The following is a 20,222-nucleotide window of genomic DNA, read 5'->3' as shown; positions in this document are numbered from 1 at the left end:
AAGGGATTAGGCTATTGTCGGGTACATTTTCGGTTTGGCTCCGCCAAACCGAATGGCGAATCCATGGCTATTTCCCGCCATATAATGAAGCGGCGAACAAAGTCCCACGGCCGGCAAAACAATCTACAAAGTGACACTTCTTAATCGGCCTACTAATAGACGCTCTCATAAAAACGTTAGCCCATCGAGTTAAATAATTTTTAAGCAGGATATGTTTAAGGATCGTCTGAATATCCTTCTTTTCAAAATGTTTATCGCTTGTTTGCATATATCGGATGCACCTCTAGGATTAATTTTCCTATGTCCGACCAAGATGTTAGTTTCATTATAACATAAGAAACTTACCATTTTTATCCGCAAGCTATTAAACGATCTCCGAAGCAACGGGGCAGCGATATCGGAATGAACAGATTCTGAAATGTACAGAACGTATACTATGTACTTTCGGTATATACAAACATGATGAGAAGCAAACTCATACAATAAAAGACACCTGCTAGGTGTCCTATTGCTCAAATCACTTTTTAGTTCGTTTGCCGATGACCGTGTTTTGCTTTCAAGATGCGGTAACAGAACTTGATAATATTCGGCGCGGAATGCGCTTTTTCTTTAAGGTAAGAGAAGCTGAACGGTTTCCGCGTTTGGTGTTGCATTCGCTGCATGAAGCGAGTAAGTTTCCAGGAAGATCTGAGCCGCCTTTGCTTGCGGGGATAATATGATCTACCGTTGTTGCAGGAAGCCCACACCATAAACATGTATATTTATCCCTTTTTAAGGCAGCTTTTCGATAGTCTCGGAATGAAAAAGGGTTGTAAAGTATTTTGATGGTCTGCTCATCGATCCAGACAGCCCGGGATCAGTTAACTTCCCGCCATGCCCGGTGAGGCAAACATGGGGTTAGTTCTTCGCCATCCATATTGAGTACGGTTATTTCAGCCACCTCCTAGTTGTTATAAACATTAACCACAGTGAATGATTTGTGGTTATGTATAATGAGGTGGGGGGAGTATCTGATCTCGTATTTAACTTGCTTACGAAGTCTATTCAATGAAGACCACCGCAGCGGTAAGATCAGATGCCGTGCTCGTTCGCTACGCTTCCTGCGCGTGGACGAACCCTGTCCGAAACGCCACACAAGCTTCTACGAGTGTAGTCACAGTTTTGATGTTACCTTGAAGTACTTAACCTGTACCTGTGGCTGCAGCTTCTTCAATACCATGTAGACTTAGCTTCATTCCTAGTGCTAATGCCAATCTAAACACTGTGTCTAAGCGAGGAATGGTTCCGCCATTCTCAATACGTGCAATAGACTCCTGGTGAAGTCCCACTTTGTCTGCCAGCTCCTTTTGAGTCCAGCCTAATTCAACCCGTCTTTGATGTATAGCATTCACTAATTGTGCGACAGCTTCAAGCTCATTCATACGGTTTGGGTCTATAGACTTGAGTTCCTTCTTCTTCTCACTCCAGCTTTTCATAATCTGCATCACTCCTTACGCTTTCTTGAGAGCCAGTTATCCATTCGCCTTTCGGCAATCGCAATTTCCCTTGGTGGTGTTTTTTGTGTTGTTTTGGAGAAATGGTGTAATAAAATAAAATGATTTCCATTCCAACCGAAGAATAAAATACGATTATTAGCTGGACATAGTTCCCAAATATCTCCCGAGATCCGTTTCGTAAACTTCTAGCCTGCTCGTGTCCCTTTATCTTCTAACCGATTTAAGCAATAGATGAGCTGCTCCAACTGAACTCTTGCATTTTTATTAATACCGGCAGCAGCATCAAGTTGATCGATGAATTGTTCAACTGGTCGATTCCCTTCCTCGTCTTCGTAGAACAATATATTGTACAAAGTTGCCTCCAACTTTTTTAAGTATACTCAATAATCGAATTAATTATAACATATAGATCATAAAAAGTCGTGTTTAGTTTGACTCAATTGCTCTTAGTCGCATTCAGAAGAAATCCCCAGCCTTAATCAAAACATTCCTTCCAGTCCTTCACCAATTGATCCACGAATGCTTCCTGATGCACCTTACGGGCCTTTTGGCTCATCGACTTACATAGTTGGTCATCCCACGATACGCTCAGCGTCTGTAACTTTGAGATTTCGGCGCCATTCAATGAAGGGCCTGGCAGGCAGCCAACGATATCTTCATATGTTTGGCAATCGAACCGCCAAGCTGTGAAACGTTCCGGGAAAAGCCCCTGAAGTGTCTGCGCCATCGATATGCCTTTCACATCAAAATCGCCCGAGTAATAAATGGAACAGGTTCCGTCTGACACCTCGATGCATCGCTGGAGCCAACGGATAGCCGCCGCACTGGCTGGACCGCTGGTACAAACAAGAGCCGGCGGATTGCCCGTCAAGAACAACGGCTCGCTCATGGAATCAATTAAAGTGGAGAAAACTGCCGGATTTTCCACGATATATATTCGGGAGCAACGGGGCACATGTTCCGCCGCTTCGACTTGCCTAAGCGTCCAAACATTCCGCAGCAATGGTTTACCATACTCCGGCACAGACCAATATACAATGGACGAAAGATCATCGTCGAGAATCCCATTCATCCGATACAATTGGCGAAGCTTCAGCGATTTGGATCCGTCCTGATCGGAAGCATCCTCATCTCCAGCAGGGGCCGTTTGTTGGCCTGCTTCGTCCGGGATCATCGATTGCAACACAGCCACAAGCATTCTCCCGGCAGGCTCGCTTATATCCAGCGCATGTGCATCACCCGAAACACGGGCTGCAAGCACGGGTAAGCGAATGGGCTCCATCCGACTGTACTCGGCGAACAGCAAATGAAGTGCACGCACAACAATAGTTAATGAGCTTTGCGCTTTTGCGTGATTGTCACGGAATAACTCGCGGAGTGTACGCCACCCGACTCCTTGCCCGGCCGAAAGCTTGGATAGCCATGTATTGGTAATGGGAAGAATTTCTTCTCCGCTCAATTGACGGACCTCGTCAAACAGCCGATGCCACTCCGCATTGCTTAACAATTGCTTTTCAGCTCTTGTCAGAAGGGCTTTACCCTCGATCAAACGATAAAGTTCCATAATACCGATTGAAAAGATCGACTCCCTAAGCTCCTGCTCAAATAAAACCAGCGGAATGCTGATATCATCGCCCTCGTTAAAATTCCAGCCAAAAAAAGAATTTATCGCTTCGCTTTCCGCTTGCGTCACCTTTCGCACAACAGCGTTTCCGCCGATTCGTTCCAGCCTTTCGTACCTGTTCCATACCGCGGCCAACATTCGTTGAAATCCAGGCTGACTAAAATATGCTTTCGCTTTTGCCCGATGGTCGCTGCCTGCATATTGGGTCATACGTTTCCACTCTCATCCTGGACATACTCTTTTATTTGTCCGTTCCAACGGTAATGGAACAACGTGACGAAATCGACATCCTTTGGCCGGTAGATTTCATAAATGGCCAGCTTCGGCACCGTATCATAGCAGCCCCATAGCACCTGAGAGGTCATCATATAGTCAAAGCCCATCTCCGTCAACAGCTGGAACATATCCCGCATGTTCTCCTCGTCTACTCCCGCGAATGCTTCGTCAAGCGAAATCAATCGGGGCGCATCGGCCCGTGCGTCGGAATAGCGCGACCAGGTTGCAGCGAATAGCGGGATGTACATCGCCATCGCCTTTTCCCCGCCGCTTAGCACGTTAAATCGCGAATCCGTCAACGGCCTGTAACCGGTCCGCTCGCCTTTTTTATACTTGAGTTCAAACTCAAACCAATTGCGGTAGTCCAGCACCTCATACAGGTGCTTGCGCAGCGATTCTTTTTCACTTTGCGCACTTTGCTTGGCATAACCGATCTGAGATCGGAAATGCGTAATCATCGCGTCAATTTCATCCTCGCGAAGCCGGTGGGAGTCCCGTTTCAGCAGCTCAACCAAGGCCGCCGTATCCATCTGTTGCTCATTTTGCGCTGCCTTCGGCTCCCAATCCAGCTTAAGCCGCAACCCGCTGGATGTATTGCGTTCCTCCATCAGCCGGTTCATGCGCTTCACCCAGCTTTCCGCCCGATGAATACGTTGACGAATCGCTTTACCGACGCTGCGAAAAATGATCTCCTCGTACAGCTCTCTGTCTTTTTCGCTGAGCAGCGCGCTTTGCTCTTCTTCATCCCGCTTCAATTCTTCAACGAGCACTTGAGGCGGCAACGGGCGGCCACGGTCCCGTCTGGACTGAATGACGATCCGTCCCGTGTCCTCTTCGATTTCCGTTTCCAACACATAGTCCGTCAAAATGCTGCGAACCGCGTTATACTGCTCCAACAGCGTATTTTTGACCGTATCCGCATTTCTTCCGGAAAATGAGGCGTCATATCGCTGCTGAATCCCCGCACACAATTGAGTCGCTTCTTTGTTGTCCAGATCCGTCCTGTAGAGATCACGCCAGTCTGAAACCAAGCCGCGCCGCATTTCCCGATGCCAGTAATTCTGGGCCTGCTCCAGCCGCTGATTCAGTTCCTCTTCCCTTTCGCGATACAACTGCAGGCTGTTATCAGCTCTTATTGCCGCTTCCTCGGACTTTTTCAATTGCTCGTAAACAGCCTTCCGTTCATTGCCCAACTGTGCCCGCTCTGCCTTTAGTGCTTCGATGCGCCTTGAGATATCGGCAAGTCCCAGCTCTTTCATCAACATGCGCAATGCGTCCACTTGGGCCCTTAACGCGCGACGCCGCTCATCCAATTCGTCGGAAAGCTGCTCGTCGCCCTCGATCGCAACAAGGGCCGACTGCTTTTCCTCAAGCAGCGCCGTAATCCGTTCTCCGGCATCGCGGCTTCTTGTCCATGCGGAATGAAGCTCCCCGATAAACGCGCCGTATTCCCTCGTCATCGAAACGGCCTCCTGCAGCTCCTTCTCCCGTTTCAACCGCGACCAATCCGCAGTCAGCGCCTGGAGCTCGCGCTGCAGATCGCGCCATTCCGCAGTTTTTCCCTTGAACCGCTCCAGCACCCGTTCTTCTTGCTTTAAAGCGGCCTCAAGCCGATATGACGCCTCAAGCTGCGACTGTAGACTTTGCTCCAATGATATAAAATCCGGAAATGACGAGCCTTCGTCTTGCGCCCGGCGATCCCTCTCCAGAATTGCGGCGATTCGTTGATCCAACTCCTTCAGCTGTTCCTCCAAGATATCGAGCTCGCGCTGCAGCCGGGCAATCTCAAGCTGCCTTGTACGCTTTCGCGTCTCCTTGCCGATGTATTCGGCACGCGCTTTGCCGGCAGTAGCTCCGGCCAGAGGTCCCAGTCTGAACACACCCGCTCCGGAGATCACGGCACCAAACGCATCGTAACCGCCAAGCTCATCATCTTCTACCCATAAAAAGGTGCGCAGTACCTCATCAATCGTCGCGATAGTCAGTCCGCTTTCCTCCGAGGGCGATGGGACCAGGATATCCGCAAGCGTATAGCCAATTTCGTGAGGTTGAGGAACGATCCACACTTCTTCTTGGCCTTCTGCCTCCGTCCCGACACGGCCATCCGGGGAAATCCAGGCATCCAGCAATCCGGAGCGTTCAAGCGCTTCCTCGATTTTCGCCTTCAGATGATCATCCACGTCCGCGCGAAAATCACAAGCCGCATACAAAGGCGCACCGCTGCCAGCCCCGTACAGCGAACGGCGCTTTAGCCGCGCCTCCGTTCGTACCGGTTCCGGTTCCCGGCTTGCTTCCCAAGTTTTTTTCTCCTCGGTCAACTGTTCTTGCTTCAACTTCAGCTCCCGCTGCCCCTGCTGCAGCTGCAGCCGCTCACTCGACAGCCGCTCGCGGCACAATTCCAGCGACTTGAGCATGGGCGTCCTGATCGCCTCAAGCGATCGCGATTCCGGTCCAAATGCCGTCACGGCCTCGAATGTCTCGCGAACCCGGTCATCATCAAAGATCAACTCGCGAAGTGTTCCCCGCCATGTGACGATCGCTTCGCGCAGCTTCTCCTTGCTCGTCTCCATCGTCCTGACACACTCGCCGCGTTCCCGCTCCCGCTCGTCGCGTTCTTTTCTCGCCTCACCAAGCTCCACCTCAAGCTCTTGCACCAACCGTGCCGCTTCACGTTCTTCTCTTGCCTTACCCAAGGCTGTCTCCAACCGCTCCCGGTGACGGTGAAGGTCCCGCCTCCAAGGCTCTTTCCAGCTATCGGCATCCGGTTCGCCACGATCCCAGTATCGATGGTATACCGAATGTTCGGCAAACTCCATTTCTTGCGCCAGTGCCTCCAGCTCATCCAGCGTTTCCCGCTGCTCCGCCAGGTAACCTGTGCGTTTGTGCCCAGTATGCTCCAAATCACGTTCTGCCGCATCAAATTTGACTTGATTCTTCTTGATGCGGTCATGCGCCAGCTCCAAATGCTTCTCCGCATCCTTCAAGGAATTCGCCGCAGCCTCCAACTCCCTTTGTTTGCCGATTGCTTCATGGTTCTCAAGCACTTCCAGTTCGTTTACGGCCTGTTGAATGGCCGCTTCCATGGAGCTCAGCTTTGCAGTGGCTGCTTGCTTCTCCTCTTCCGCTTGCGCCAATGCCGCCTCAAAGCCTGTCATCTTGCTGCAGTGCTCGCCATATTCGGCATTCCGGTCCAACAGCCGGGTCGTTTGATCATACATCGTTCGCTTATTGTACCGGTCATAAGTGTCCTGAAGCTTTTCCATTTCCTTCTTATGAAGTCGAAGCTCGTCCAGCCGATCGGCAATCTGATCCATATCCTCCAGCACTTCCGACAACGGCCGCAAATCATCTTCCTGCAGCGGCGGCAGCGAGCCGTGAAGAATCTCATAGATCGCCGAAGGCTTAAAGTCCTTCGACAGCTTTGGACTGCGCAATTGAATCATGAGATGCAGCAGGTCCTGAAAAGCATCGATATCCGCAAAGCCAAACAACTGCTTATTGACCAAATCGCGATAGGAGGCTTGATCCTGTACAACTTGACCTCCCGCTCCGATTGCCCGCTCGAGCTCTTGCCTGTTAAGAGGTATTCGGGAATGATGCTCAAGCCAATGATTCCGGTCATATAACCAAAAGTCTTTACCGATCGAACGGCCATCATCAAGCAAAAAACCCCAAAACTGCACCTGCTGTATGCCCCGCCTTGCACGCAGCCCAATGCCGATCGTCTTGGTCAAGCCTTTAACCGGATGAACAAACTCCATCCACAGATAACCGGTTACATCAGTCTTGCCGCTATCCGCTTCTCCAAGCAAATAGTATTCAATCCGGCGGTCGCGCGATCCGAACGGATCCAACCGGTGAGCGCGTTTATCGCCGTCGAGCACAAGCGGCAAAAAGCTTTGCATCGTAACCGACTTTCCCGAGCCATTCGCCCCCCGCAGAATCAGCCGTCCGTCTTCAAGCTCAAACACCTCTTCATCGTAATACCAAAAGTTCAGAATGCCGACGCGCCCCATCCGCCATCGCTCTTCATTCTGTACCCATGCAAGTGTATTCACATTCATTGCCATCCTCATAACCCTCCAATCGGTATTCGAATTATTCCTGATCGAAATCCGTATTCGCGTATTCCGCATTCCATCGGGCGATAACCGGTGAAATGAGAAAATGATTCGCATCTTCCCACTCTCCAAGCTGCCATTGCTCCATATGTTCAAAGCACAAATCAGCCAATTGGGCAGACGATGACTCCCGAAATTCCTTGCTCCAATATTGTTGATGGCGCTCCTGCAGCCGCAGCAGGATGCCTTCCAATTCCGAACGCTCCAGCCGGATTGAACCGTCCGCCTCCAAATACATTCCCGATCGTTCCAAATTAAGCTGCCGGCGCAATTCCCCTGCAATGAGCAGGATCAAATCAGACAGCCCCGACAAAGTTGGAAACAACTCCGGTTCGCCCGTCAGCTCCGGATAAAAGAACAGCAAGCCTTCCCGGTATCTGCGACCTTCGAAACCCAGCATCCGTTGCAGATGATCCATAATCGACCGGCGCTGCGTTAATACATACGGAAGCAATTCCGCATCCCAATGCCAGTCCAATACGGCGGGCTCGAACAAGAAACGGCGGTATACACGATGCCGTTTGCGCAGGTTCTGCCCGTCCTGTGTTTCTGCATACTGGATCGGATCGGATAACTCCTCCATATTGTTGTATGAAGTCAAATCCTGTGGAAACCGGCGAAGAACGTATCGTGAATGGGGGGAACATTCGTACAGCGCATTTTTATCCTGATTTTGCGCCCAATCGCTTTCATCTCCATCCACTGCAACCAGCACACCCAAAGATGTTAGCTTTTTCAAGGCGCGAGCCATCGACAACCGATGGTGATAATAGCGCCAATCCGCCTCGAGACCACCGATCGCCAATTGCTCCCGGACTTCCTCCACAATGTCCGTAAGCAGGAATTGATCCATCTCCGTTTTTCCTTCAAGATACCATAGCGCATAGGTAAAAAATACGTAGTCGCGAATTTCGCGGAATTCCTCAAAGCCCATCCAAGGATGCGATACGACCGGCGTACGTTCCAGTTTGGCCAGGCTTCGGGTAAGAATAAGCGGGAGACCCGCTTGATCCATGAACCAATCCCGCAGTTCCTCATAGTGATCCTTAATCGAGAAGTACAGATCCTGCTCCTCCTCTTTCAAAATCCACAGGCGATTTAACAAAGCGTGCGCACATTCTTGCTTGCGCTCCTGAACTTGCGCCGAAGTCGCTTCCGAGCGCGCTGCGCGCCGCGCTCTGCCGATGACCGTCGTCCCTTCCCGCTTCATGCGGAGCCGCCTCCTTCCGTGGTTGCCGCAACCTCCCGGGCCGCCTCCGTCAAGGCGAATACCAATTCATAATCCGGCAGATGCAGTTCTCCATCCTCGGATATCAGAACCGTCCGTTCCGTTGTACCGGCATTCGTCATTGCAATCTTCACGCCTTCAGGCGTCACAAACATATGTTTCGGCGCCGATGTGCACCGCCCGATCCAATGAAGCAGGCGCAGTCTTGTTTTCATGGGCACCGGCCCCAACTCGGATATGCGAAACGCCCCTTTCTCCATCAACCCCCGGATCTCTTCCCACTCCTCCGCCTGCTGCCGCAAAAACAGTTCCCGCTGCTTTCGCTTCCGCTCCTCATGTTCCGGTATCGGCTCGCTCTCTTGCTTGTTTGCGCGTTTCCGGCTGCGTGAGCGCAACGTGCGGATCATCGGGGCTTCGTTCCACATGGACTGATCGGCGCGGTCGCTATCGCGCAGATCTTCTCCCTGAAGATGTCGGGTTTGAAACAGGCCGAAGGCAAAGCCGGCCAGCCGGTGCGCATCATCCAGCCGTTCCAAGCGCGCAAACCATTGCGCCAAATATTCCAGTTCCTTTTTACGGCTAACCCCCGAGCGCTTGCGCTCTTGCATTCGTATGACACTACGCACAATACGCGCAATCGCATCCTTCGTCGCCCTTTCAAGGGAGGTTAACTCCGAGGGAGCAACACCGTCGCCAAGAAACCACCGCTGCAGATTTGCCCATCCTTGATGCAGTTCCGCCAACAGTTCATCCTTGGAGGGTGCCTCCTCCAGACGGGGCCTTTCTATCTCAGCCATGACTACCTGCTCAAGGAACAAATCACGGACATTGTCCGTAATCCTTTCCAGATTGCCTTCAATTTTGTAGGCGCTGCGCTGCAGCGCTTGAATGAAATTTTGCAAATAATTGGTTAGCCGGTCCTTGAATACCAGAAACGATTCGGACACCATCATTTCCTCCGCTTTGACCGTTTGCAAGCTGGCTATGTAATCCGCCGCATTTTCATGCAGACGCTTGAAGGCTTCATACAGCATCGTCCATAATTCCAGCGCTGCCTCCGGCGCCGTCTCACCGGCCACCCTCCTGATCTCAAAAAGTTTTTCGGCAATCGTATCAAACATCGTCGATTCCAAGGACCCGCCGTATCCGGTCACTTTTTCCAATGTTTCCAGCAATCGTTCAATTTCAATCGAGTACGGCCGCAGAAGATATTGCATCTTCTTTTTCATGTACTCCTCTAACGTCGCCGCCCGCCCCCCGTCATGACGGGAAGCCAGATTTCCCCACTCCTCCAACTGTTCAAGATCCGTACAGCATTGTTCCAACGTATACTCCGTCAATACACCCCATTCCAGAACCGCCGCGTGCACTTCTTCAGGCTTCATCCAATATTTCAACCGCTTATATTCCTGATAGAAAAAACGCATAATCGCACGGTAGCGCGCCACGTTTTCCGCATTCACATATTTAAGCTCCGGCACGCTGCGCAGCGATTGAACATTTACCAACGATTCCACAACCCGCTCACCCCGTTCTTATAACATCTAACCTAATCTAAGCAGGTCAAAGAACGTTTGACAAGCCCATCCAATTTTTGTTGATAGGCATGGAGGGCTATGTTCTAGTAAACTGTTGATGAGAAAAAATCCATTCGATATGATAGATTATAATCAGCTATTCGTTCGTGGGATCTTGAATTTACGAGTGAATGAGGGGGATGTATATGGCGGGGACAACTGAAACATGGGACGGGGAGCATATTTTGTTGCTTTTGAAGAAAACTTCACCCGAAAAAAGGCAGAAACTTTTGGATGAATTCAATCAATCGGTAGGTTTTCATACACAATCGGTAAGAGAGTGGAAGCATGCGTCGGGGCTTCATTGCCCTAATTGCGGACCCGAACAAAAGTCCGATATCGTCCATAACGGGCGAATGACCCCTGGTTCTAATCGTCAACGATACTTTTGTCGAACTTGCGGAGCCTCTTTCAACGATCATACAGGGACCGTCTTTCACCGTTCCAAAAAAAGCCGATCGCTGGCCTGCTTTTCTCAAAGCGATGCTAGAAGGCAAGACCATACGCCAATGTGCCCAAGGAGTCGGAATCAGTCCGGCAACTGCCCATGCATGGCGCAAAAAAATATTGTCCCACTTCATCAATCATCTCGGTTCCCAACTTTCGGGGATCGTGGAGTATGCGGAGCTAACCGTCAAACACTCAAACAAAGGGCAAAAAAACGCCCAATCCCCTCATCATAACCGGCATGAAACGGTTGTTTTGTGCAAAAGCCGCTGTGGCGGAGGTTATATTGGCCGCGGGGAAGAGTGGCGGCAAAGCGGATTGTCGGGAAATCCGGGAATCTTGTGGCACACCGGCATGATAAACCCGGCTTACTTGGACTTAAGGGGTCAATCCGTTCCTTCACCTGCTGAACGTTCCCTGCTTCATACAGACAACGTAAGGCAAATCGTTAACGCTTTCTCCCAACATTATCGAAAAATGCGTGGCGTAGCGACGAAATATTTACACCAATATGCGGTATGGCACCAATTCTTGGACCAGGTTAGCGGTTCAACTGCAAAGGAAAAGCTAAGAAGATTGCTTCGCTTATGCACATAAAATAAATTTATAAGGCGTGTATTGGCGATAAAAAAGTAGAATCCGTTAAGATTGCTGCACTTTTCATCAACAGTTATTTATAACATGGAAAAAAGCTGACGGAATGCACTATTTAAGGCGTGCTCTATCGTGTCCGTCCTTAATCCTTCCATTGCGGATTTATTTGAACTTGCTCCGCTTATCGGGGCATCACATAGTGGGTGGCATAGTGCCGTTCAATACCCCATGACATATAGGCGGTAAAAGATTCCTTTAACTTCATCTCCATCGCAGTTTTCCGGAACACCGTCAGGATGAAGCTGAATTGAGCCAGATTCCCATGCAGAACCCGTTCAAGGTACGGAACCCTCCCATACCGCCATTCTTCTACGAGCTTGGGCGAAATCTTCTCCATCTTTAAGAATAAATCCAGCGGGCTCGCATACTCTTTTTCCCAAACCAGTTGATGAACCGTATGGCGAACCTTCTTCTGCAGCTCTTGTCTATTCAAAACAAATAACCCCTTTCAAATTTAAACGCGCCAGTTTAATAGCAAAAAAAGATGTACATAATAAATGTAATTGAATATACTAAAAACAATTGAAAACCATTGGTATTATTGATTTTTTAAGTGTAAAAAGGTGGTGTAAAAATTGACTTATGTATTTGCTTATGAGCACTTCGATACTACAGAAGGCCGTTTGGTCTTTAAACCCGATCTTAATCCCTATGATTATGAAATACAACAACTTATCCTGGAGGCAGAGAGAAACATAGGGGCATTAGCTAGACTTGGTTTAAAAAGCCATCCCTTGAAGCCCACAATCTTGCGTAACTCCTTGGTTAAAACAGCTCATTTTACGACAAAAATTGAACAAAATAAACTGGAATTCAAGGAAGTGGAGCAACTCTATCAAAACTACAAAAGAAATCCACTGACAATAAAACAAAAAGCACAGTTGGAAGTTAAGAACGTCTTTGAAACCTACGAGTATATTTATAGTTTAGATCCAAATAAAGATTTTTCGGACATGGATGAACCTGTATTAAAAAGAATACAACACACTTTAATGAGCAACTTAACCAAATATCCTGAAGGTTATAGGAATATTCCGGTTGCACTTCAAGATGGCGATGGGCATGTCAGTTACCAACCTCCGGCATTTAATGAAGTTCCGCGACTCATGCAGGCATATTTTTCCTGGCTGTATACTAGTGTTACCGGATTGATGAACCCCTATGAAACGGAAAAAGTTAATCCTGAAAAGAAGGTCCATCCTCTGATCATTTCCGGGATCACTCATCATTTCATAGGTTATATCCATCCTTTTCCTGATGGCAATGGAAGGACAGCTCGTGCATTTTCTACTTTGGTTGGCTTAATACACGCCGACCTTGCTACAATCAAGGATGCATTTAGTGTGGAAGAATTCTTCGATAAAAGAATCGAGGACTATTACGATACGCTTATGGCAGCAACGAAAGGCGACCTAAAACCTTTCATTGTATTTTATCTTGAATGCGTTATCGCATCTCTTACCAAAGTTCTCAAAGAACTTCAACGTTACGATAGGATTAAACATATTCGTGAACTGCTGGGAAGAGGACATGCAAAAACAATGTTCGAATTGATAAGCAGAATGGATGACGGAGAGATATTCCATAGACAACTGTTTGATGACATACTAGAGGCTTCACACTCAAGTATTGCCAAAAATATTTCAAAACTGAAAGAGTTAGGTGTTATAAAGTCAGGACATGGCCGAGGGGAGTATATCGTTTGTATTGTGGATTAAAATGAATCCAAATTAAAATTTGCTGGTTAAGGTGATTTTGTGAATTTTAAGTATTTGAAAACATTCGTTAATGTCGTTGAACATCAAGGATTTACTGAAGTATCGGAAGCTATGGGCCTCACCCAATCCGGTGTAAGCAGACAAATCAAAGCACTGGAGGAAGAAATCGGCCTGCAGTTACTTTCACGTACCACTACCTCCGTCATGCCAACGGCTGCCGGTGAATTGTTTTATCGCAAAGCTAAGCAGATATTGGCTGAATGGGATCACCTTCTAGCTGAATGTCAAGCACTCAAAAACGAATGGTACGGGCAGTTAAAAATTGGAGCAAGCACGATTCCTGCCAGTTATATGCTTCCTAAAATTATAAAAATCGTCCGTGAAAAATATCCCAAGATCAAATTCAGCATTCATGCTGAAGATTCGGAAGATGCGCTGACGATGCTGCAGAAACGAAATATCGATCTGGCCTTCGTAGGATATCAAATTGAACATGAAGAGTTGCACGAAGAATTTGTAGCAACGGACAAACTCGTTCTGATCGGATGCGATGACCTTAAGCCGTTGAAATCGCTGCAAGAGATTCAGAATGTTCCTGTCATCATACGAGAAAAAGGCTCCGGAACACGTAAAGCTGTTGAAGAGATGTTGAAAAAATCGGGGGTTGATTGGGAAACATTAATGGTTGCAGCCGAAGTAAACAGTACGGAAGCAACCCTTGCATTAGTGGAAGCAGGAGTAGGATATGCTTTCGTATCTCATTGGTCTATTCAGGATGTATATCGTCCGAACATTCATGTTTTACTCGAATTGCCAACCAATCGCGGGTTTTATTTATATGCCCATAAGTCTAAACAAACCCATCCACTGATCAAAATGTTTACGGAAGAGGCATTGCGCCTGATCAAATGAGTATTTTCCTCTTTACAAAAAATCACCTAAAATGATAAATTCATAAAGATGATTTTTTCTCATATGTTTAATGAGGAATTGTCAACTGTGTCAATATCATTATAGTAGGTGATGAAAAGTGAAACAACCACTGGCATCTTCACAAAATCTAAGAACGTCACAACCTGATGTAAAAGTAATTGTTTCGGTCTTATTTTTTCTAATCGTTCTTATTGCGGGCTTAATGTATGTAAAATGGATACCTTATTATCACAAAGCGTTCACAGCAGCAACGGAACATTCAATCGGTGCATCCATCGTCTCCGGTACAGCCGCTTCAGCTCCAACTCCATCTTGGGAAACGGCTTGGGCTTACGCCAAAGCTTATTATAAGTCCGTATGGCAAGCTGCCGTTTTAGGCATTGTATTAGGGTCATTAGTTCAAGTGTTGATTCCAAAACAATGGTTAATCCGCACTCTCGGGAAAGCAACTTTTGGCAGTACGGCTATTGCTGGAATTGCATCGATACCCGGCATGATGTGTACGTGCTGCGCGGCTCCTCTTGTTGTTGGCTTGCGTAAAAGAAACGTTTCTGTGGGGGCGGCATTAGCATTTTGGCTAGGAAATCCGACCCTTAACCCGGCAACGCTCATTTTTATGACGTTCGTTCTTAATTGGAAGTTTACGGTGTTGCGTTTGATTTTCGGACTGCTTTTGGTATTCGGCGTCAGTTACTTTGCCAACCGCTTTGCTCCACAAGCCGAATTACCTTTAGAAATCGAAAAAACACAAAACAGCAATAATATGGAAGACACTCGCCCGATCTGGTTACGCTGGCTGAGCACAGTTTGGAAACTCACTTTGTCTATTGTGCCGGCCTATATTATTGCCGTCCTATTGTTGGGGGCTTTCCGAGCTTGGCTTTTACCGAGCGTTGGCGGAATAGCGTCATTTGGCTTTCTTGCTATTATCGCTTTCTCGATTGCGGGGATGTTGTTCGTCATTCCGACAGCCGGTGAAATTCCGATCATCCAAACGATGATGTCGTTTGGTTTGGGACCCGGTCCTGCTGCTGCACTATTGATTACACTACCTTCTGTGAGCTTACCCTCCCTCCTAATGGTAGGCAAATCGCTACCGACTCGCGTACTGGTATTCGTTGCGAGTTCCATAGTGATTCTGGGGATCATGTGCGGGATCGTTGGTTCTTGGATCTTGTAATTGGATGCAAAAAAAAAGACACCCGCTAGGTGTCCCATTGCTCAAATCACTTTTTGGTTCGTTTGATGATGGCCGTGTTTTGCTATCAAGATGCGGTAACAGAGCTTGATAATATTCGGCGCGGAATGTGCTTTTTCTTTAAAGTAAGAGAACGCTGAACGGTTTCCACGTTTTGTGTTGCATTCGCTGCATGCAGCGAGTAAGTTTACAGGAAGATCTGAGCCGCCTTTGCTTGCAGGGATAATATGATCTACCGTTGTTGCAGGAAGCCCACACCACGAACATGTATATTTATCCCTTTTCAAGGCAGCTTTTCGATAGTCTCGGAATGAAAAAGGGTTGTAAAGTAATTTGATGGTCTGCTCATCGATCCAGACGGCACGGAATCGGTTAACTTCCCGCCATGCCCGGTGAGGCAGACAGGGGGTTAGTTCTTGGCCATCCGTATTCAGTACCGTTATCATTTCAGCCACCTCCTAATTGTTAAAAACAATAACCACAGTAAATTTGATTTGTGGTTATGTATGATGAGGCGAGGGGAGTATCGAAATCCTTATTAAATTTTACAAAGATGCATACTCAATGAAGAACACCGCTAAGGTGGATTTCGATGCCGTGCTCGTTCGCTGAAGTATCTCTTCAAAGTGGGATCATCCGCTTCCTGCGCGCGGGACTGAACCCCGGGTTCGATCAACCATAGTGCATGGAAAAAAGGCTCGGGGAGTATCTGATCTCAAATTAACTTGCTGTCGAAGTCTACTCACTGATGACCACCGCAGCGGTAAGATCAGATGCCGTGCTCGTTCGCTTCGCTTCCTGCGCGCGGTACTGAACCCGGGTTCGACCCCTCTTGCAGCTCTATGTAAAGACGGAAGGCTCTGACCTAAAGGTCAGAACCTTCCGTACTTTAATGGAGGCGAGGGGAGTCGAACCCCTGTCCGAAAATAACGCCACACAAGCTTCTACGAGTGTAGTCACAGTTTTGATGTCACCCGGGAGAACGCCCCGTAACCGGCTTTCTCAAGGGTCAGCCTGATTATCTTCTTCAGCACACCCCAGGCGGAGATGTGACAGCGTATCCCACTAAAGTTGAGCCCCTATCCCGGCACATGGGCGATGCAGGGTAGAAGCACGCTAGCAGGTTATTAAGCTGCTAAAGCGTAAGAAGTTTGTTGTTTGCCGTTTAAATTTGGCATTCGCGTTGTTAAAGCGTCCGCGACCCCGCTACTCGCTACTCATGCTCGAACTATCCCCGTCGAATCCAAAAACGCCCCCGTGTCAGATAAATGGCCTGCGAATCAGTCATATCCCATAAGGATGTCTACCCATTTATACGAAGTGAAACCCTGATCGGCTTCATATTCATTATACCACATCCCGCGCGCCAATTCTCACAAACCTGTTGGTAGTCTTGGAAGCGGAATGGCGGATTTTCAGCAGGTGGCCAAACAGCGCCGACGCTACCGGATCACCTTCTGCTTCTCGCGCAGCGCGCGCTGGATATCCCGTTGCGCATCGCGCTTAGCGGCCGATTCGCGCTTATCGTACTGCTTCTTGCCCTTGCCGAGACCGAGCAGCAACTTGGCGTAGCCGTTGCGGACATACACCTTCAAAGGCACAAGGGTGTAGCCTTCCTGCTTGACGTGGCCCAGCAGCTTCATGATCTGCGCTCGTTTCAGCAGAAGCTTTCGGGCCCGTGTCGGATCGGCGGGATTATACCGGTTGCCCTGCTCGAACGGGGTGATATGCATGTTGTGAATGAACGCTTCCCCGTTGCGGATCGTCGCAAAGCTGTCGGAGATATTCGCTTTTCCCTGGCGCAGCGATTTGATCTCCGTACCCGTCAGGACCATACCCGCTTCATAGGTGTCTTCGATAAAATAATCGTGGGAAGCCTTCCGGTTCTGCGCAAGCACATTTCCTTCCGCTTTTTTGGCCATTGTGCCGCACTCCCTCCCGTCACATCACCCGGTAATCGGGTATACTGCGTTAGGAGAATATAATATCAAGTTCGCACCAATAAATCAAGATGGATCAGCTACATTCATCACACGCGGATGCTTATTCTCAGAGAGGTTTGTGTTCGGCTTGTGCATCCTACTTCCGCTTGCCCTGCTTTTTCTTCTTTTTGGGCTTCGGCGGTTTGCCCGGCTTGCCGCCTTCAGCCTTTTTCCCGGCGCCGGCAGCAACGAAGCTCTTTCCTTTCTTGCCTTTTTGCGAAAAATCCCGCTTGCCCGCCTTGCCGCGCTTGCCTCTTCCACCATGCTCGTCCCCGCCGACCACGCTGAACGAGGTGCGCCGAGGCTTCATATCGACCAGTTCAAAATCGATCGTATGCTCGTCGATATTCACCCGGACCACACGGACCTTCACTTCATCGCCGATCCGGTAAATCTTCGAGGTCCGTTCCCCGAACAGGGCGTGCTGCATCTCATGGTAATGGTAATAATCATCGGTCAGATCGCTGAGCCGGATGAGCCCTTCCACGGTATTCTCCAGCTCGACGAACATCCCGAAGCTGGTCACGCTGCTGATGATCCCTTCGAACTCTTCGCCGATTTTGTCCAGCATAAACTCCGCTTTTTTCAAAGCATCCGTTTCTCGCTCCGCTTCAACCGCCACCCGCTCCCTCTCGGAGGATTGGCGGGCGATGTCGTCCATCCGTGCGGTCAGCGCCTCATGACGCTGGTCGCTCAGGCTGTTGTTGTTCTCCATCACCTCGCGCATAATCCGGTGAATCACCAGATCGGGATAACGGCGGATCGGCGAAGTGAAGTGCGTATAAAATTCCGCAGCCAAACCGAAATGGCCCAAGCTCTGGGCATCGTATTTCGCCTGTCTCATCGAGCGCAGCAGCACCGTGCTGATGACCGTTTGCTCCTTGGTGCCCTTGATTTCCTCAAGCAGCGCCTGCAGCGCCCGGGGATGCACCTTGTTGCCGCGTCCCTTGACCACATACCCGAAATTATTGATGAATTCCATAAAATGAAATAATTTCTCGCTGTCCGGGTCCTCATGAATCCGATAGAGAAACGGAACCTTCAGCCAGTGAAAATGCTCCGCAACGGTCTCGTTGGCCGCCAGCATGAATTCCTCGATCAGCTGCTCGGCGATGGAGCGCTCTCTTTTGACGATGTCCACCGGTTTGCCGTTCTCATCAACGATTACCTTCGACTCGGTAAAATCGAAATCGATCGCGCCGCGGTTCATCCGCGCGGTCCTCAGCCGCATCGCCAGATCGGCCATCAGCTTGAATTCCTCGACCAGATCGGCGTACCGCTCCAGCAGCTCCGGCTCTTCCTCCAGCAGAATTTTGCGGACGTTCGTGTACGTCATGCGCTCAACCGTGCGAATCACGCTCGGGTAAATGCTGTGCTTCACCACCTTGGCGTGCTCGTCAAATTCCATCTCGCAGGTCATCGTCAAGCGGTCCACCTGCGGATTCAAGCTGCAAATGCCGTTCGACAGTCGGTGAGGCAGCATCGGGATGACCCGGTCCACCAGATACACGCTGCAGCCCCTGCGGTAAGCCTCCTGATCCAGCTTGGAGCCTTCTTTTACATAGTAACCAACGTCAGCGATATGTACACCCAATTTGACATGGCCGTTCGCCAGCCGCTCCACATGAACCGCGTCGTCCAAGTCCTTGGCGTCTTCTCCGTCGATGGTGATGATGCCGCGAAGCTGGCGCAGATCCTTGCGGCCTACCAGTTCTGCTTCGCTGATCATATCCGGAACCGCTTCCGCCTCCCCCATGACATCCTCAGGAAAGCCTTCCGGAAGCTGGAATTTGCGGATAATCGACAATATGTCCACACCCGGGTCATTCTTATGCCCGAGAATTTCCACAACCTCGCCCTCAGCCGCGGCTCGGCCTTCCGGGTACTTCACGATGCGGACCACGACCTTCTGTCCGTCCACCGCCGCTCCAAACGCTCCCTGCGGAATGAAGATATCCCTTGTAATCCGCTTGTCATCGGGAATGACAAAGCCGTAGCTTTCATGATTCTGAAACTCGCCGACGATCTCCGTATTCGCCCTGTGAACGATCCGCGCAACCTCGCCTTCCAGCCGGCCGGCCGCCGGGCTCTTGGACGTAATGCGCACAAGCACCGTATCCCCGTTCATGGCCCCCTTCAAATCGTTGGCGTGAATATATACATCGGCCACTTCCCGATCCTCCGGGATCAAAAAAGCAAATCCCTTCGCATGGGCCTGCAGCATGCCGCGCAGCAAATTCATCCGCTCGGGCACTCCGTAACGCTCCGCACGGGTACGGATAATTTTCCCTTCTTCTTCCAGGCGGTTCAGCAATTTCAAAAATTCCTTGAATTCATCGGCATCCGCCGTAGGAAAGCTTTTTCCCAGCTCCTGATAGGTCATCGGCTTGTAAGCCTGCTCCCGCATGAATTCCAATAGTTCCTGTTCGGTAACCAAAATCAACCACTCCATTTCTGTTGAACGGCACAACCGGATATATTTCCCAGCAATCGTGCAAGTTCAATAAAAAACAGCAGGAATATTATTTCCCCGCTGCTCGTTTTGTATAATCAAGTATGTTATTTCAGATGCTTATACAACATAAGATACGATGAGGGACAGCAGCAAAAACGCCGCGGCCAAACCCATGGTAACGCGAGACAGGAGCAGATCCAGTCCGCGCGCCTTTTGTCTTCCGAAAAGATGCTCGGCACCTCCGGTGATCGCGCCGGACAACCCCGCGCTTTTCCCTTGCTGGAGAAGGACTGCGGCAATTAAACCCAGCGATACAACGATCAATAGCACATGTAAGAAGATTTGCATTGAAATACACCTCCCGGAATGCCAGTCCGCATCTTGCATCAAAAATGAACTTACTTTACGACTCACTTAAAAAACAGCATTTTTATTGTAGCATATGCCATAACAGAATACAAGCCGCCTCAATCAAATTGCTCTGATCCTGGATAAGCTCGTGAAAAATTCAAG

General features: G+C 49.3%; 16 protein-coding genes and 1 other RNA gene. 3 read left to right on the top strand and 14 right to left on the bottom strand.

Annotation, left to right across the window (positions count from 1 at the left end; translation table 11 throughout):
* Positions 1 to 556 precede the first annotated feature (556 nt).
* The 9 genes from VF724_RS16440 to VF724_RS16400 form a co-directional block, all read right to left on the bottom strand.
* Positions 557 to 712: an HNH endonuclease gene (locus VF724_RS16440; protein WP_371755329.1), complete on the bottom strand. Its 156-nt coding sequence runs from the start codon at positions 710 to 712 to the stop codon at positions 557 to 559.
* A gap of 469 nt (positions 713 to 1,181) precedes the next feature.
* A complete protein-coding gene (locus tag VF724_RS16435) occupies positions 1,182 to 1,475 on the bottom strand; it encodes a helix-turn-helix transcriptional regulator (RefSeq protein ID WP_371755322.1) in 294 nt (97 codons plus the stop codon).
* Between the two features lie 8 nt (positions 1,476 to 1,483).
* Entirely contained in the window at positions 1,484 to 1,666 is a 183-nt protein-coding gene (locus VF724_RS16430) for a type II toxin-antitoxin system RelE/ParE family toxin (protein WP_371755328.1), read from the bottom strand.
* Positions 1,667 to 1,681: 15 nt separating this feature from the next.
* Positions 1,682 to 1,849 (bottom strand): hypothetical protein, encoded by a 168-nt coding sequence (locus tag VF724_RS16425; protein ID WP_371755321.1) that lies wholly within the window; start codon positions 1,847 to 1,849, stop codon positions 1,682 to 1,684.
* Between the two features lie 122 nt (positions 1,850 to 1,971).
* Positions 1,972 to 3,330: a TIGR02679 domain-containing protein gene (locus VF724_RS16420; RefSeq protein WP_371755320.1), complete on the bottom strand. Its 1,359-nt coding sequence runs from the start codon at positions 3,328 to 3,330 to the stop codon at positions 1,972 to 1,974.
* Positions 3,327 to 7,466, bottom strand: a complete 4,140-nt coding sequence (locus VF724_RS16415; protein ID WP_371755319.1) for a TIGR02680 family protein — start codon at positions 7,464 to 7,466, stop codon at positions 3,327 to 3,329. The genes VF724_RS16420 and VF724_RS16415 overlap by 4 nt, the downstream gene beginning before the upstream one ends.
* A gap of 28 nt (positions 7,467 to 7,494) precedes the next feature.
* A complete protein-coding gene (locus VF724_RS16410) occupies positions 7,495 to 8,727 on the bottom strand; it encodes a TIGR02678 family protein (RefSeq protein WP_371755318.1) in 1,233 nt (410 codons plus the stop codon).
* Entirely contained in the window at positions 8,724 to 10,262 is a 1,539-nt protein-coding gene (locus VF724_RS16405) for a TIGR02677 family protein (RefSeq protein ID WP_371755317.1), read from the bottom strand. The genes VF724_RS16410 and VF724_RS16405 overlap by 4 nt, the downstream gene beginning before the upstream one ends.
* Positions 10,263 to 11,544: 1,282 nt before the next feature.
* On the bottom strand, positions 11,545 to 11,856 hold the full coding sequence (locus VF724_RS16400) for a hypothetical protein (RefSeq protein ID WP_371755316.1): 312 nt from the start codon (positions 11,854 to 11,856) through the stop codon (positions 11,545 to 11,547).
* Between the two features lie 142 nt (positions 11,857 to 11,998).
* Between VF724_RS16400 and VF724_RS16395 the strand changes: the two genes are divergently transcribed.
* The 3 genes from VF724_RS16395 (at position 11,999) to VF724_RS16385 (ending at position 15,254) form a co-directional block, all read left to right on the top strand.
* Entirely contained in the window at positions 11,999 to 13,141 is a 1,143-nt protein-coding gene (locus VF724_RS16395; RefSeq protein WP_371755315.1) for a Fic family protein, read from the top strand.
* A 39-nt stretch (positions 13,142 to 13,180) separates the two neighbouring features.
* On the top strand, positions 13,181 to 14,053 hold the full coding sequence (locus tag VF724_RS16390) for a selenium metabolism-associated LysR family transcriptional regulator (RefSeq protein ID WP_371755314.1): 873 nt from the start codon (positions 13,181 to 13,183) through the stop codon (positions 14,051 to 14,053).
* Positions 14,054 to 14,171: 118 nt separating this feature from the next.
* Complete coding sequence (locus tag VF724_RS16385) at positions 14,172 to 15,254, top strand: permease (protein WP_371755313.1); 1,083 nt, start codon at positions 14,172 to 14,174, stop codon at positions 15,252 to 15,254.
* Between the two features lie 41 nt (positions 15,255 to 15,295).
* Here VF724_RS16385 and VF724_RS16380 read toward each other — a convergent pair whose 3' ends face one another.
* The 5 genes from VF724_RS16380 to secG all read right to left on the bottom strand — a co-directional run bounded on the left by VF724_RS16380 (position 15,296) and on the right by secG (position 20,057).
* Positions 15,296 to 15,718: an HNH endonuclease gene (locus VF724_RS16380; protein ID WP_371755312.1), complete on the bottom strand. Its 423-nt coding sequence runs from the start codon at positions 15,716 to 15,718 to the stop codon at positions 15,296 to 15,298.
* Between the two features lie 444 nt (positions 15,719 to 16,162).
* Positions 16,163 to 16,529, bottom strand: a transfer-messenger RNA (tmRNA) gene (gene ssrA, locus VF724_RS16375).
* 185 nt (positions 16,530 to 16,714) lie between these two features.
* Positions 16,715 to 17,194 (bottom strand): SsrA-binding protein SmpB, encoded by a 480-nt coding sequence (smpB, locus tag VF724_RS16370; RefSeq protein ID WP_371755311.1) that lies wholly within the window; start codon positions 17,192 to 17,194, stop codon positions 16,715 to 16,717.
* 157 nt (positions 17,195 to 17,351) lie between these two features.
* Complete coding sequence (gene rnr, locus VF724_RS16365) at positions 17,352 to 19,691, bottom strand: ribonuclease R (RefSeq protein ID WP_371755310.1); 2,340 nt, start codon at positions 19,689 to 19,691, stop codon at positions 17,352 to 17,354.
* 135 nt (positions 19,692 to 19,826) lie between these two features.
* A complete protein-coding gene (gene secG, locus VF724_RS16360) occupies positions 19,827 to 20,057 on the bottom strand; it encodes a preprotein translocase subunit SecG (RefSeq protein ID WP_371755309.1) in 231 nt (76 codons plus the stop codon).
* Positions 20,058 to 20,222: the final 165 nt, after the last annotated feature.

It is taken from the genome of Ferviditalea candida, from assembly GCF_035282765.1.
In the GTDB taxonomy this organism is placed as follows: Bacteria; Bacillota; Bacilli; order Paenibacillales; family KCTC-25726; genus Ferviditalea; species Ferviditalea candida.
The sequence above is the reverse complement of the archived record's forward strand: the minus strand, read 5'-3'. Positions and strand labels throughout refer to the sequence as shown.